The sequence below is a fragment of the Bacillus sp. BF2-3 genome (assembly GCF_008368795.1).
GTDB lineage: Bacteria > Bacillota > Bacilli > Bacillales > Bacillaceae_G > Bacillus_A > Bacillus_A cereus.
Genome location: NZ_QOSA01000016.1, coordinates 56,567 through 70,806, shown reverse-complemented (window position 1 = coordinate 70,806; position 14,240 = coordinate 56,567). Strand labels below are relative to the sequence as shown.

Here is a 14,240-nt window from a genome sequence, read left to right as displayed (position 1 = left end):
AAGATACATTAATCTTTAAATGTTAATGATAATCGATTTCATCTAGGGAGGACATATGATACATACTAAAAAACTAATTATGTTCTGCATTATGATACTCATGGTTGTAATTGCAGGATGTAGTAAAGAAGAGAAAAAAGAAAATAATATATCAGCGAAAGCAAAAGATTCATATACGGTAAAGCATGCAATGGGTGAAACGACAGTAAATGGTACACCTAAAAAAGTTGTTGTTTTAACAAATGAAGGCGCAGAGGCTCTCCTAGCTGTGGGCGTAACGCCAGTGGGGACTACGAAACCACGTGCTGGTGATGAATGGTATCCTCATTTAGCGAAAGAGTTAAAAAACACGGAAGTTGTAGGAACTGAACGTGATATTAATTTAGAGGCTGTAATGAAGCTTAAGCCAGATTTAATTATCGGAAATAAAATGCGTCATGAAAAAATATATGATCAGCTAAAAGAAATCGCACCAACTGTTTATGCAGAAACATTACGCGGTGATTGGAAAGAAAACTTTACACTTTATACAAAAGCTGTAAATAAAGAAAAAGAAGGGCAAAAAGCTCTTGATGATTATAAAAAACGCATTGAAGGAATGAAAGAGAAGTTAGGCGATAAATTGAATTCTAAAGTTTCTATTATTCGTTTCGTGCCAGGTGATGTTCGTATTTATCAAAAAAACTCATTCTCGGGCGTTGTTTTAAATGATATTGGATTTAAACGACCACCATTACAAGATAAAGATGATTTTGCGATAAAAGGAATTACAAAAGAGCAGATTCCAAATATGGACGGAGACTACTTATTCTATTTCACGTCTGATAAAGATGCAGATAAGAATAATGAAGGAAATTCGTTAGCGAAGGAATGGACAGAAGATCCACTCTTTAAGCAACTACAGGCTTCTAAAAATAATAAAGTATTCCAAGTGGATGAGGTAATCTGGAATACAGCAGGCGGTATTAAAGCTGCGAACCTTATGTTAGATGATATTGAAAAATATTTCCTTAAATAAATGATAAAATACATCACTTTTACGAAGTGATGTATTTTTAGTTTGTGAAAATACAGAAAATTCCTTCTTTCAGGGTGTCATAAGTTGTACAATAAAATCAATCATGTGATAAAGGAGTGGGGAAGAATGAAAGCTACTCATAAAGATTGGATCTTGTTTAATGGGAGAATGATTAATACGAAAGAAGAACAGCCGATGGTAGCATTAGAAGAGAGAGGCTTCCAATTTGGTGATGGGATTTATGAAGTATTTAGATTATACGATGGCAAGCCTCATTTATTAGATTTACATTTGGAACGATTCTTTAACTCTATGGCAGAAATAAAACTAATTCCACCATTTACGAAGGAAGAATTAGTAGAAGAGTTATATCAAATGATTGAAAAAAATCAATTTCAAGAAGATGGGAATGTATATTTACAAATATCAAGAGGTGCACAACCGCGCAATCATGTATATGAATCAGATTTACAACCGACATATTTTGCAAATCTTGTTTCGTTCCCAAGACCAGTTGCTTCAATGGAGGCAGGGATTAAGGTGACAGTAGAAGAGGACATCAGGTGGAAGTTTTGCCATATAAAATCTTTAAATTTGCTTCCTAATATCATGATCAAAAACAAAATAAATGAACAAGGGTATCAAGAAGCAATATTAGTACGAGATGGTATTGTGACTGAAGGGTGTCATTCCAATTTCTTTATCGTGAAGAATAATAAGTTGATTACACATCCAGCGGATCATTTCATTTTACATGGTATTACACGTCATTATGTAATTACATTAGCGAAAGAGTTACATATCGATGTAGAGGAACGAGAGTTTTCATTACAAGAAGTATATGACGCTGAGGAGTGCTTCTTTACAGCGACGCCACTTGAAATATTCCCAGTCGTTCAAATTGGTGATGAACAGTTCGGGGCTGGTGAAAGAGGACCAATTACGAAAAAACTACAAGCTGCATACGAAGAGAGTATTCGTTTGTTTAAAGTGACAAATTAATCATGAAGAAAAAAGCTGGTATTCTTCCGGCTTTTTTTCATGATATAATTCAAGCATAGGACAAGTTTTGAAAACGCTGTAAAAAGGGGATTTAATATATGAATTATGAAGATTTTAAAGAAGTAATTCACGGAAGACGAAGTGTTAGAAAGTTTACAGATCAAGAAGTATCTACTAATGATATAAAAGAAATAATTGATTGTGCTCGTTACGCACCAAGTGATACGAATTCACAAACGTGGGAATTCTTAGTTATCATGAATCGAGAGAAGATTAAAGAAATTGAACAAATGACGTGGGATGCATTACATAAACTTGCGGCAAAAGCAGCAGAAAATGGAGAAGAGAAAGCAGGGAAATTACTTACACGTTCTTTCGGACCATATGCAACAGCTTTCTCGGAGGCACCAGTATTAATCGTATGTTTGGCAACACCATATGAATCAAAGTTCCGTGAAAAGATATTTGATCCAATTGCTTTTGTTCCAAATTCAGTTTGGGAGGAAGAAGGCATTAAGAGTAGCTGTTTAGCGGCACAAAACTTAATGTTAGCTGCACATGCAAAGGGACTTGGTACTTGTCCAATGACAGGGCCAGTATTGCTAGCTCAAGATGAACTGCGCCAATATTTACAAGTTGAGCCTGAAAAACAAATAAATATGGTTATTTCACTCGGATTTCCGAAAGATAAACCGAAGAAACTTCCAAGAAAAGAAGTAGATGAGATTACAACGTTTGTTTTTTAATTGCTGTATAGAAAAGACATTGAATTAACAATGTCTTTTTATTTTTGAGGGTATGTAATTCATATGTTGGGCTAAAATGATAGATAAGAGGAAATTACTATTTATTTCATAAAAAAAATTAATGTTCTATTAAGGAAAGTATGATACATTAATCGTGAGCAAGATTCTATTTGTTCATGAAAGTGTTGAAAGTAGTCTCAAAATTTAAAAGTTATTTTTGTATAATAAATTATAATGAAGTTACAGGGGGGATGAATTTTGAAAAAATTCATAATCACTGGATTGTCTGTATTGTTATTAGTTGGTTGCGGTGCTCCACAGGAAAAAGAGGACGCGCAATCAAAACAGGAAGAACAAGTTGTAAACGCAAGTGATGAGAATATGGTTGTATTTCCTGAAGGAGCAATGTCAATTGGAGAAGGGAAAGTAAAAGTTATTACTCCAGATGGTACTTCTGAAAACGGCAATATACCGACTGTATTCATCAAAAAGGATACGTTAATTCAGCAAGTTGAATTAGAACTTTCTAATTTTCAAAGTGATAAAGAAACATTCGTATTTGTAGATCAAATGTATACAGATAAACATCAAGTAACTAGTACAACGCAGACAACAGTGCAGTTAAAAGAAAAAACGCTGGAAACAGGTAGTCATACAATTACTGCAGTTCAGTATGAAAACAATGACCCGAAAGGAAAGGTTATTAGTTTTAATCAAGCAACATTTGAGACAAAACCTGCGTCTTAATAAGAATAAAAAGTACATTACTCAAAAAGTAGTGTGCTTTTTTGTTTGGACTAAAGTGGGCAAGAGTGAATAACTTATTTCATTTTCTAATACGATTAAATAGGAAGTAATCACTTGTTACTACTATGACAGAGAAAGAGGTTGAATACGTGAATGGGTGTATTCGTATCATTTTGATTAGCCTAATGATGGCAGTAATTTGGTTTACGATACAAGAGTTTATGCAAATAACGCTCAATTATCAAATTCATGACTTGTTAATAGGAGCTATTTGTTTTACCATTGTTTATCTATTATATGATAAACTCGGACTAAGGTAAGTTTCAGAAGAAAAATGTAGGTATTTCATTTGAAATGTCGAATAGTACATACGATGTCGTAATAACAAATTTTCTATTGTTTACTGTGAAACAGAAGAAGGAGAGATAGTGGTTATGAAACGAGCTCTTATTAATATTGATTATACATATGATTTTGTAGCGGAAAAGGGTGCTTTAACTTGCGGGAAACCAGGACAGGAAATTGAGAAGGAAATTGTACATATAACGAAGCAATATATTGAAAATGGAGATTACGTTGTCTTTGCTATTGATAAACATGAAGAAAATGATGTATATCATCCAGAATCAAAGTTATTCCCACCTCATAATATAGCTGGTACAAGTGGAAGAGATTTGTTTGGTGAATTACAAGATGTGTACGAAACATATAAAAATGCAGAGAATGTATATTATATGGACAAAACGCGATACAGTGCGTTTGCTGGAACGGATTTAGAGATGAAGCTAAGAGAAAGAGGAATAGAAGAAGTTCATCTTGTAGGTGTTTGTACTGATATTTGTGTTCTTCATACAGCAGTAGATGCTTATAATAAAGGGTTTAAAATTGTTGTTTATGAAAAGGCGGTTGCATCTTTTAATGCACAAGGGCATGAATATGCACTTGGACATCTTAAGTCATGCTTACATGCAGAAGTGAAGTGAAAAAAGAGGCCTTTAAAAAAGGTCTCTTTTATTTGTCCATGTTCATTGAAAACAGCTACAGCAACTCCTGCTAGATTGAGTGGTCTTGATCCGACAACTTTTCTAAGTTCTTCAATATATCCCATTGTATGTAACCTCCGTAAGAAAAAAAAAGAGCAAATAAACTATTCGTTATTATGTAAATATATTCCTCTTTATAAGGGGAGAGATGACATATAACTTATTTGTTTTATTTGGTAAAATATACATCAAAAAAGGTCAAACAAAAACTTTGACCTTTTTTGACCAAATGTTATAATAAAGGCAGAAAGAGATAATCTTTCATTCATAAATAATAAGGAGGAAAAAATATGCGTAATTTATTTCCAGAGATAACAAAACGTCAAAATGGCATTTTTGATTTTGGGCCTTCTTTATTAGAAGGGATGACAGATGCTTTCTTTAAGCCACTGAACATGGATACTTTTAAAGTAGATGTTCATGAGCAATCTGGTAAATATACTGTGAAAGCAGATTTACCAGGTTTTCAAAAAGAAAACATTCAAGTTGATTTTGAACAAGATATATTAACGATCCAAGCAACGAATCATAATGAAGTAGACGAAAAAAATGAGAATGGCACATATATTCGTAAAGAACGTTCTATAGGTTCTGTAACTCGACGCTTTAATTTTAAACAAGTTGAGGAAGAAAATGTTAAAGCAAATTATAAAGATGGCGTACTGACAATTGAATTGCCAAAATTGAAAGAAGAAAAAAGTAGTAAGACAACAATTAATATTGAATAAAAGAGCTGATAAATTCAGCTCTTTTTTTACGTAGTTAATGAATAAATGAGTTGAAATCGTAATGAGATGAATAAAGTTTTAACGTATAAAAAAATTTCACGATTCGCTCCCCCTTAGGTTATTAAAAAGGGTATATTTAAAGGGAAAGGAAAAAGAACACCTAGACATACTGTTTAAGGTGAATTAGTAATAGAGTCAAAATACATAGTAAGGATAGTGGCATTTTAGATTAGGATAATAGATTTTTCTGGAACAAACTTAGGCGATTATGAATTTTTTAATTAGTAAGGAAGTGGTTAAATGAGCTTATTAACGTATACTGAAGAATTTTTTAATTATGTAAGAGAGTTTTTACTTTTAAGATTTTTACTATTTGCTTTAGTTTTAATCATTATTTCTTTTGTAATAAACCGTATTATTGATTGGTTTTTTAGGAAATCAAGCTTTTTTGATGAAGAGGTAGAGCAGACGATTCAAAGTGTAATTCGATCTATTTTTAGATATATCATTATCATCAGTCTTATCATATATTTAATTAGCCAATTTGTAGATATAAAAAGTATTATTGCGGGTGCAGGGATAGCTGGAGTTGTCATCGGTTTTGCTGCACAACAGATGCTAAAAGATGTTATATTAGGCTTTGCAAGATTAGCGGACAAAGAGTTTCGGGTTGGTGATTTTGTAACTTTTAACGGAACAAATTCAGGAACTATTGAAGAGATTAGTATTCGTTTTATGCAAATTCGTGAATGGTCAGGAAAACTACTTACCATCCCGCACGGAGAGATTAGAACGATACAAAATTTTAATAAAGGATGGATGCGTGTAATTGAACGCATCACGGTAAGTTATCAGGAAGATCCAACAAGAGTGAAGGAATTGTTAGAAGAAGTATGTGTTATATGCAATGAAGAATTGAATCAAACTCTTTATAGAGTAGAGGATGAGGCTGTTGAACCATTTAAATACGTCGGTGTTACAGACTTAAATCCTAACTTGAAATATGTTGGCTATGAATTTTGTATTACAGGTTTAATAAAGCCAGAAGATTATTTTGAAACTTCTAGACAAGTAAGATTTGAATTAATGTCTATGTTCCATAAGAATCAAGTGCAAATGCCAGCAGCGAATATGGTTGTTACTACTGAAGGTTTACAGCATATCCATGGTGGACAATCTTTATCGGACAGCTAAAGTAGAATCGTTTGTTAACAAAAATTCTGCTTCCAACATTGGATAGAATAACAATAATAAAATGATTGATATAAAGAAAGGGCTGAAGGAATTCGGTTCTTTTTTTATTTATAGAATTTAGAAATTTCTTAATGTTATAATTGTAGTTGGTGATGAGAATGAACTTTGAAGAAAAAGAGATGCGTCGTTTAGAAGCATTAAAAGAAATTGCTGAATTATTAAATGAAGCAACAAACTTACAGGATATGTTAGAAAAAGTGTTGCATACATTGTTACAAGTAATGAATTTACAAACAGGGTGGATATTCTTTATTGATGAAAGTGGAAAGCACAGCATGCTTGTAGACGAAAATTTACCAGAGGCTCTTACGTGGCAAAAGAAGAAGCCGATGTGTGAAGGAAACTGTTGGTGTGTAGAACGTTTTGTGAATGGGAGATTGGAAAAAGCGACTAATATTATTGAATGTAAGCGAATAGAAGATGCAATTGAATGTAATTGGGGAGAGACAGAAGATGTTACACATCATGCGACAATTCCGCTTAGGTCTGGATCAGAAAAATTTGGTCTACTAAATGTGGCTGCACCTCATAAGACTCATTTTTCTGAGGAAGAGTTAGCGTTATTAGAATCAATTGCATTTCAAATTGGAACGACAATACAACGTATTCAATTAGTTGAGAAAGAACGTAAATATGTAGTGGTAGCGGAAAGAAATCGACTTGCACGTGATTTACATGATTCAGTAAAACAATTGTTATTTTCTATTATGCTAACAGCGAAAGGTACTCTGAATATGACGCAAGATAGAGAATTGCAAGAGATGTTAAGTTATATTGGGGAATTATCACAAGAAGCATTACAAGAGATGACGCTATTAATTTGGCAATTAAGACCTGAAGGATTGGAGAAAGGATTAGCAGAAGCAATTCAAAATTACGGGAAGTTATTAGGAGTTCAAGTGGAAGTTCGAATTGATGGGATGGTTTCAATTGGGGATGAAATAGAAGAAGTTTTATGGCGTATTAGCCAAGAGGCGCTACATAATTGTAAAAAGCATGCTTCGTGTGAAAAGGTACATATTCTTTTGAAAATAGAAAATAACCAGTTACATTTTTACATAGAAGACAATGGAATAGGATTTATACAAGAACAAGTAAGGGAATCAGCACTTGGCCTGAAAAGTATGAAGGAACGTATTCAGTTAATGAAGGGATCGTTTCAAATTATAACAGAGCTGAAAAAGGGTACAAAAATAGAAATTCAATTGCCGATTTGAAGGGGAGAATAAGGTTGAAGATTAAACTGCTACTAGTTGAGGACCATCATATCGTTCGAAGAGGACTTGTATTCTTTTTGAAAACGAGAGAAGAATTTGAAATTATTGGGGAAGCGGAAAATGGCGAAGAGGCATTACATTTCATGCAAAAAGAAAGACCAGATGTCGTACTAATGGATGTATCGATGCCGAAAATGGATGGAATTGAGGCAACAAAACGTCTAAAGCAATATGATGAGACAATAAAGGTACTTATATTAAGTAGTTTTTCAGAGCAAGATTATGTTATACCAGCACTTGAAGCTGGAGCAGATGGTTATCAATTAAAAGAAGTACAACCTGAGCAACTTGTCGCTTCTATTATTGCAGTACATCAAGGAAATGCGAATTTTCACCCGAAAGTAACACCTGCATTAATGGGGCGTTCTGCAGTAAAGAAGGAAGTAGAAAATCCTTTTTCAATGTTAACGAAAAGAGAGCAAGAGGTACTTCGCGAAATTGCGAAAGGAAGAAGCAACAAGGAGATTGCAGCAGAACTTCATATTACAGAACAAACTGTGAAAACACACGTTTCAAACGTTTTAGCTAAATTGGAAGTGGATGATCGTACGCAAGCCGCATTATACGCAGTGAAACATGGGGAGAATTATTCATAAGCATGAATAATTCTGTTATATCGTATGACAGAATACATAGGAGCAATTAAAATTTATAGTAATCCCTAATATAGGTTTTTCTTCTTTCGATAATTAGGTACAATAAAGTGAAACTCTAATCAGTGGGGGACCATCCCCACTGATGATTAGTTTAACTAATCGGTTTTTACAGGATAAAGCTACGATGGAAGGGGAGGATATGCTATGCCTGGTACAAGAAGTGGGATTGGAAAGATTCAGGCTTCGTTAAATGGTTTATCACCGAAATTGCGAAGTATTGCCGAACATATTTTGAAACATCCACAAGATGTTGTACATAAATCTATTACAGAATTAGCTGAAGTTACGAATAGTTCCGAAGCTACGATATTCCGCTTATGTAAACACCTTGGTTTGCAAGGTTTTCAAGATTTAAAGATTACATTAGCTCGTGAAATTGTACATACACCGATGCAAAATATTCATGAAGAGGTATCAGCAGAAGATAGTATGGTAACTGTTGCTAAAAAAGTTTTTCATTCGCATATTACAGGACTGCAAGATACTTTACATTTGCTTAATGAAACGGCACTTGAGCAGGCTGTACGAGCCTTACAAGAAGCAAGTCGAATTGAGTTTTATGGAAATGGTGGCTCTGGTATTATTGCAATGGATGCGTATCATAAGTTTATGAGAACGGGTATTTCTTGTATCGCTCATACTGATTCGCATTTTCAAATTATGGGAGCAGGTTTACTCTCGGAAAATTCAGTTGTTATTGGTATTTCTCATTCTGGTAGCAATAAAGGATTACTTGAAGCGTTAGAAGTAGCGAAAGCAAGAGGAGCCAAAATTATTGCGATTACGAGCTATAAGAAATCAGCATTAAGTCAACTTGCTGATATAACGTTATATACATCAACACGTGAGACTGAATTCCGCACAGAAGCAAGTTCATCACGATTAGCACAGTTAAGCTTATTAGATACTTTGTATGTAGGGTTGTCGTTGCAGCGACAAGAGGAAACTCTAAAAAATTTACAAAGTATACGTCAAACGATTTCGATGAAGCGAATATAAAAAAAGCTCTTCAAATGAAGAGCTTTCAGACTGTAGACAAACTATTTTTGGAGAGTTCAAATGCTAAAAATAGTTTGTTTCTTATTTTAGGGATAATTTATCCAATGGAATTTATATGTAGTGCTTTCTATACTATAATTTACTATAAGTGAGGAAGATGTCTTATGAAAATATCTGTTTATGTTGCAAGTGCATTTAGCAAGGAGCATAAAGGCGGAAATAAAGCAGGAGTGGTATTTATTGAGAATACAAATACATTGACCACTACTCAAAAAATCGAAATAGCCAAACAACTGGGTTATGCGGAAACCGCATTTATATCAGAATCTGAAATTGCTGATTATAAATTTGAGTATTTTACTCCAAAAGAAGAAGTTGATTTATGTGGTCATGCCACAATTGGCTCTTTCGCGATACTGATGCATTTAAATAAACTTTTCAGGAATCGCTATACGATTGAAACGAACAGCGGTGTTCTTACTATCACTATAAAAGATGACATCATATTCATGGAACAAAATAAACCGAGATTCTATGATGTTGTATCTCCAAACGAGTTCATCGACTGTTTGGATAGTAAAGATATAGACAATAAATACCCAATTCAAATTGTCTCCACTGGCTTAAAAGATATTTTAATTCCTATAAAAAGCGAAATACAATTACATGCACTGCAACCTAATTTTGAAAAAATTAAAGAAATCAGTAAGTATTATAATGTTGTCGGGATGCATTTATATACTTTTAATGACAATCGAATTATATGCAGAAATTTTGCTCCACTATACGACATTAATGAAGAAGCAGCGACTGGAACTTCAAACGGTGCATTAGCTTGCTATCTTTATGAACAGCACTATTTGCAAAAAGAAGTCTATGTATTTGAACAAGGTTATTCTTTACACTCGCCTTCCGAAATATTAGTTAAATTAGCAACCAATACCAAGAATAAAATAGAAAAAGTTTATGTTGGTGGCAAAGGCTATTACTGTGAAACTAAGTGTTTAAATATAGAAAATATTGAGTGAAGAGCTTTTTTATCGATGCGAAGTTTGTTACTTTATTTTCTTTTAGAAATGTATGACTTACTTATAGTCAGTGATAAACTCTCATTTTTAAAAATTTAAAATAAAGACCGATTTATGTAATAATTCAAATATTGTTCATAATTTCACAAATTGTTTATGAAGTGTCATGTTATGATGAAGATGTAATGATGATTGAACACTTAAATTTGGTACAATAACTAGCCAAAGTAGTGAAGAAAGTAGTTGTGAGATAAACTCATTAAAATGCTAAAACACTAAAGGGGAGATCACATATGAAAGCAGTAGTGGTTAATAAAAACAGCAAAGCAAACATCGAAGTGATTGAAAAAGAATTACGTCCGTTACACTCAGGTGAAGCGTTAGTAGATGTAGAGTATTGTGGAGTTTGCCACACTGATTTACACGTTGCGAATCATGATTTTGGTAACACTGATGGCCGTATTCTTGGTCATGAGGGTGTAGGTATTGTTACGAAAATAGCTGATGATGTTACTTCACTAAAGATAGGTGACCGTGTAAGTATTGCATGGATGTTCCAATCTTGTGGACGTTGTGAATATTGCGTAACTGGTAGAGAAACATTTTGCCGTGAAGTTAAAAACGCTGGTTATTCAGTGGATGGTGGTATGGCTGAACAATGTATCGTTACAGCTGATTATGCGGTAAAAGTACCAGAAGGATTAGATCCTGCTCAAGCATCATCAATTACTTGTGCTGGTGTAACTACATATAAAGCTATTAAAGTATCAGATATTAAACCTAGTCAACCTATTGTAATCTATGGCTGCGGTGGATTAGGTAACTTAGCTATCCAATATGCTAAAAATGTATTTGGTGCAAAGGTAATCGCAGTAGACATTAATGACGATAAATTAGCCTTAGCGAAAGAAGTTGGTGCTGATATGACTATCAATCCAATTTCTCAAGGTCCTGCTGATAAAATTGTGCAAGAGAAGTTTGGTGGCGCTTATGCTGCGGTAGTAACAGCAGTCTCTAAAGTAGCCTTTAACTCAGCAGTTGATGCAGTACGTGCTTGCGGTAAAGTAGTTGCAGTAGGGCTACCAGTAGAAACAATGGACTTAAACATCCCACGACTTGTACTGGATGGAATTGAAGTAGTTGGTTCTCTAGTTGGTACTCGTAAAGATTTGGAAGAGGCGTTTATGTTTGGGGCAGAAGGAAAAGTAGTGCCGGTTGTTCAAACTTGTTCGCTAGATAAAGTACAAAATGTATTCGAAGAAATGGAACAAGGTAGAATTCAAGGGCGTATGGTAATTGATTTTAAAAAACATAATTGTGATTGCAAATAATTCACTTTAAATATAAAAAACATGAGTCTAGCAAAGGACATGTAAAAAAGTTAGACAGCATAAGAAGATGATCCCTGTATTTAATAGGGATCATCTTCTTTATTTTCTACTAATATCGATGCCAATTAATACTTCATTAATGAGAAATGATTAAAGGTTTACTTTATTTGCAAACGAAAAGGAATCTTTATGTTTAACAAATTTTTTATGATCTGGAACGTTTTGAATTGCTACAATTTGCGAATCTCTTGCTTTCAGTGCATCTTGAATCCCGATGGTCATAAGCTTAATAAATAGAATCGTAATAAAGAATGAAGCGAGAGTATAAAAAATAATCCACCATGAAAGATTCATTTCATTACGATTTAATCCAATAAGACCTGCCCAATCATTAGATAGAGAAACAGGTTTGAGCACTCCGTCATAGAGTTCACGCATTTGTATGCCGCCAATTACAATGTTAAGCAACGCTAAATGGATAACGAGTATGAGTGTTTGGACGATATGTTCCATAAATAATACAAATAAGCGGTCAAGTAATAAGACTCGTAAGTGTTTTTTTATAATATGAAAACGACTAGCCCCCAGTAATTGTGAACTTAAGATGTAATCTTGTTTCATAAATTCATCAACCTCTGAGGATATGTATAAAGAAAGTGTAGGCAGAGCGACGAAAATAAGTACGAGTACTTGATAAAACGTAAATGAAATATTTGGATCTACCCCATCAGCATTTGATGTGATTATAATATTAACGGGCGTGATGAGTATGAATGCGATAAATAGAGTTGGAATGTAATAAAAAACTTCTGAGCATGACTGGAAAAATCTCTTGAGTTTTGGAGCAAATAAACTTAAGAGGATTCCTATACATGTTCCGCATAAAATTCGAAAGAAGCTAATTGCCATGGCTAATAAAATAGTGAATTTTGCTCCTTCTACAATTTGTAAGAAAACAGACTCTCCAAAACGATCAGATCCAAAAGGTGGAATTAACGATGGCGGAAAGGGGGCCTTTCCAAGTAATTCGTTATTGTCATTGTAAAGTAACTGAGGAGGTTTTGGGATGTTATCTTTAAAGAACCAACTATAAATAAAACTAGCTGAAATAAGTATGAATAGATAAGTAAAGCCGATTAAAAAGCGTTTTGATTTCCAAATAGATTTCATAATGATACTCCTTTCAATTGCTTTTTCCATCTATTCATCATGAATGAGACTATTTGGAAAATAGCATAAAATGGTAAAATAATCATAACAAGTATGATAAATGCAGCTGGAGGTGAAACAAACGCCTTATTAAATAAAAATTGAATAATGCCTTCCATATTAAAAACAAATTCTAAAATGAATAAATTAGAAAGTAAGAAAACAAAAATCGTTTTTAAATGGTGGAAGAAGTGGATAGATATATTTTTGAATAAATGAATGCATAGTATATAACTTGATGAAAGGCCTTTTCCATATGCAACCTCTACGTAATGTTTTCCTTGCTCTTCTTTTATGTATAACACCATCATCCGAAACATTTGTAATGTAGGTAAGACAGCTAATGATAAAATAGGGAGTAAATAAGCTCGATTTTCATTAAAGGAAATAATAGTGACAGGAGATTCCCCAAATTTCTGAAGTACCCATATGAAAAATATTTGCAAACAGATCATCATCATCATATCAGGGACAGCTTCTAATATGAACACAATTCGGTTTATCCATTTTTTTATATAATCTTTTGCTAAAAAATAAAAAAATGCCATGCTAGATGATAAAAAGAGAGCAAGAAAAAAGGCTAAAAATAATATAGTAAATGAATATAGGTAAGGTTCTAAAACAGTTGGAAATAATGGTGTTTTTTTGAAATGGCCAAACTTCGGGTCTGATCCTATAATCACTAATGATTCAGGGGAAAAAACTTGTTTTAACATAGTAACGGTCTGATTAAAAAAATAAATTGGTTGAAAGGTAAATCCTTGTTGAGTGATAAATAAATAAGGTAAATTTAATAATAGTAAGAGTGATAAAAGAATTGATGAAAGCTTAATTGTGAATTGAGATATTTTATTTAACATTAAATCCCTCCGACATCTTTTTACAACATTATACAATAAATTTCGTGTTATTGTTTTTATTTTTCTGAAAAATAAAAATACTTTTCAGTTTTATAGTATGCAAGATATATTTACAAGATAAAAAAGTGATAGTAGGGGGCCACGCTCTATGTTTATCAAGATAAAAGACTAGTGAACCTAAAACAATAAATATGAGTAGAATGCACAGAATTCTCATTCTGCGGTTAGTTACTTTTCTTGGCTTGATGGTGATGTTACGTGACCGCTAAAAATGAATATTGCTTTTCAACTTTTTCTTCAAGCAAATAAGTAGAACGTATGGAGGATTATGTATGTGTTGTT

15 protein-coding genes and 1 pseudogene are annotated in these 14,240 nt (G+C 33.3%); 13 read left to right on the top strand and 3 right to left on the bottom strand.

The window, feature by feature from the left end; all coding sequences use genetic code 11:
* Positions 1-55: 55 nt before the first annotated feature.
* From DN401_RS13005 to DN401_RS12980, 6 genes are all read left to right on the top strand, one after another.
* Positions 56-1,018 (top strand): ABC transporter substrate-binding protein, encoded by a 963-nt coding sequence (locus DN401_RS13005; protein ID WP_000581989.1) that lies wholly within the window; start codon positions 56-58, stop codon positions 1,016-1,018.
* A 126-nt stretch (positions 1,019-1,144) separates the two neighbouring features.
* On the top strand, positions 1,145-2,020 hold the full coding sequence (dat, locus tag DN401_RS13000) for a D-amino-acid transaminase (protein ID WP_000648383.1): 876 nt from the start codon (positions 1,145-1,147) through the stop codon (positions 2,018-2,020).
* Positions 2,021-2,118: 98 nt separating this feature from the next.
* Positions 2,119-2,766: a nitroreductase family protein gene (locus DN401_RS12995; RefSeq protein ID WP_001105288.1), complete on the top strand. Its 648-nt coding sequence runs from the start codon at positions 2,119-2,121 to the stop codon at positions 2,764-2,766.
* 258 nt (positions 2,767-3,024) lie between these two features.
* Positions 3,025-3,513, top strand: a complete 489-nt coding sequence (locus DN401_RS12990; RefSeq protein ID WP_000713496.1) for a putative periplasmic lipoprotein — start codon at positions 3,025-3,027, stop codon at positions 3,511-3,513.
* A 125-nt stretch (positions 3,514-3,638) separates the two neighbouring features.
* On the top strand, positions 3,639-3,833 hold the full coding sequence (locus DN401_RS30465; protein ID WP_033689167.1) for a hypothetical protein: 195 nt from the start codon (positions 3,639-3,641) through the stop codon (positions 3,831-3,833).
* 114 nt (positions 3,834-3,947) lie between these two features.
* Complete coding sequence (locus tag DN401_RS12980; protein ID WP_000816764.1) at positions 3,948-4,496, top strand: cysteine hydrolase family protein; 549 nt, start codon at positions 3,948-3,950, stop codon at positions 4,494-4,496.
* A 29-nt stretch (positions 4,497-4,525) separates the two neighbouring features.
* Here DN401_RS12980 and DN401_RS30155 read toward each other — a convergent pair.
* Positions 4,526-4,621 (bottom strand): annotated as a pseudogene (locus tag DN401_RS30155) (DNA mismatch repair protein MutT); the annotation flags it as partial.
* A 225-nt stretch (positions 4,622-4,846) separates the two neighbouring features.
* Here DN401_RS30155 and DN401_RS12970 point away from each other — a divergent pair.
* From DN401_RS12970 to adhP, 7 genes are all read left to right on the top strand, one after another.
* The gene (locus DN401_RS12970) at positions 4,847-5,284 is read left to right on the top strand and encodes an Hsp20/alpha crystallin family protein (protein WP_001245055.1); all 438 of its coding nucleotides are present in this window, start codon (positions 4,847-4,849) and stop codon (positions 5,282-5,284) included.
* Positions 5,285-5,584: 300 nt separating this feature from the next.
* A complete protein-coding gene (locus DN401_RS12965; RefSeq protein WP_000055427.1) occupies positions 5,585-6,478 on the top strand; it encodes a mechanosensitive ion channel family protein in 894 nt (297 codons plus the stop codon).
* A gap of 158 nt (positions 6,479-6,636) precedes the next feature.
* Positions 6,637-7,755, top strand: a complete 1,119-nt coding sequence (casK, locus tag DN401_RS12960; protein ID WP_001008465.1) for a two-component system sensor histidine kinase CasK — start codon at positions 6,637-6,639, stop codon at positions 7,753-7,755.
* A 14-nt stretch (positions 7,756-7,769) separates the two neighbouring features.
* On the top strand, positions 7,770-8,411 hold the full coding sequence (gene casR, locus DN401_RS12955; RefSeq protein WP_000694623.1) for a two-component system response regulator CasR: 642 nt from the start codon (positions 7,770-7,772) through the stop codon (positions 8,409-8,411).
* Positions 8,412-8,615: 204 nt separating this feature from the next.
* Complete coding sequence (locus DN401_RS12950) at positions 8,616-9,470, top strand: MurR/RpiR family transcriptional regulator (protein ID WP_001119643.1); 855 nt, start codon at positions 8,616-8,618, stop codon at positions 9,468-9,470.
* A gap of 164 nt (positions 9,471-9,634) precedes the next feature.
* Positions 9,635-10,498 carry a PhzF family phenazine biosynthesis protein gene (locus DN401_RS12945; RefSeq protein WP_000704347.1) on the top strand — a complete coding sequence of 288 codons (864 nt, stop codon included), beginning with the start codon at positions 9,635-9,637 and terminating at the stop codon, positions 10,496-10,498.
* Positions 10,499-10,791: 293 nt separating this feature from the next.
* The gene (adhP, locus tag DN401_RS12940) at positions 10,792-11,829 is read left to right on the top strand and encodes an alcohol dehydrogenase AdhP (RefSeq protein ID WP_000649120.1); all 1,038 of its coding nucleotides are present in this window, start codon (positions 10,792-10,794) and stop codon (positions 11,827-11,829) included.
* Positions 11,830-11,979: 150 nt separating this feature from the next.
* On the opposite strand, the gene DN401_RS12935 is transcribed toward adhP, so the two are convergent.
* Together DN401_RS12935 and DN401_RS12930 are read right to left on the bottom strand one after the other, a co-directional pair.
* Positions 11,980-12,999 (bottom strand): ABC transporter permease, encoded by a 1,020-nt coding sequence (locus tag DN401_RS12935; protein ID WP_000836565.1) that lies wholly within the window; start codon positions 12,997-12,999, stop codon positions 11,980-11,982.
* Positions 12,996-13,898, bottom strand: coding sequence for an ABC transporter permease subunit (locus DN401_RS12930; protein ID WP_000932683.1), 903 nt, complete (start codon positions 13,896-13,898; stop codon positions 12,996-12,998). The genes DN401_RS12935 and DN401_RS12930 overlap by 4 nt, the downstream gene beginning before the upstream one ends.
* Positions 13,899-14,240: the final 342 nt, after the last annotated feature.

Excerpts from the sequence above, each read along its gene's own strand:
- DN401_RS12930 (WP_000932683.1), bottom strand. The coding sequence starts at position 13,898 with ATGTTAAATAAAATATCTCAATTCACAATTAAGCTTTCATCAATTCTT.
- casK (WP_001008465.1), top strand. The coding sequence starts at position 6,637 with ATGAACTTTGAAGAAAAAGAGATGCGTCGTTTAGAAGCATTAAAAGAA.
- DN401_RS12965 (WP_000055427.1), top strand. The coding sequence starts at position 5,585 with ATGAGCTTATTAACGTATACTGAAGAATTTTTTAATTATGTAAGAGAG.
- DN401_RS12995 (WP_001105288.1), top strand. The coding sequence starts at position 2,119 with ATGAATTATGAAGATTTTAAAGAAGTAATTCACGGAAGACGAAGTGTT.
- dat (WP_000648383.1), top strand. The coding sequence starts at position 1,145 with ATGAAAGCTACTCATAAAGATTGGATCTTGTTTAATGGGAGAATGATT.
- DN401_RS12945 (WP_000704347.1), top strand. The coding sequence starts at position 9,635 with ATGAAAATATCTGTTTATGTTGCAAGTGCATTTAGCAAGGAGCATAAA.
- DN401_RS12980 (WP_000816764.1), top strand. The coding sequence starts at position 3,948 with ATGAAACGAGCTCTTATTAATATTGATTATACATATGATTTTGTAGCG.
- DN401_RS13005 (WP_000581989.1), top strand. The coding sequence starts at position 56 with ATGATACATACTAAAAAACTAATTATGTTCTGCATTATGATACTCATG.
- DN401_RS12950 (WP_001119643.1), top strand. The coding sequence starts at position 8,616 with ATGCCTGGTACAAGAAGTGGGATTGGAAAGATTCAGGCTTCGTTAAAT.
- DN401_RS12935 (WP_000836565.1), bottom strand. The coding sequence starts at position 12,999 with ATGAAATCTATTTGGAAATCAAAACGCTTTTTAATCGGCTTTACTTAT.
- DN401_RS12970 (WP_001245055.1), top strand. The coding sequence starts at position 4,847 with ATGCGTAATTTATTTCCAGAGATAACAAAACGTCAAAATGGCATTTTT.
- adhP (WP_000649120.1), top strand. The coding sequence starts at position 10,792 with ATGAAAGCAGTAGTGGTTAATAAAAACAGCAAAGCAAACATCGAAGTG.
- DN401_RS30465 (WP_033689167.1), top strand. The coding sequence starts at position 3,639 with ATGACAGAGAAAGAGGTTGAATACGTGAATGGGTGTATTCGTATCATT.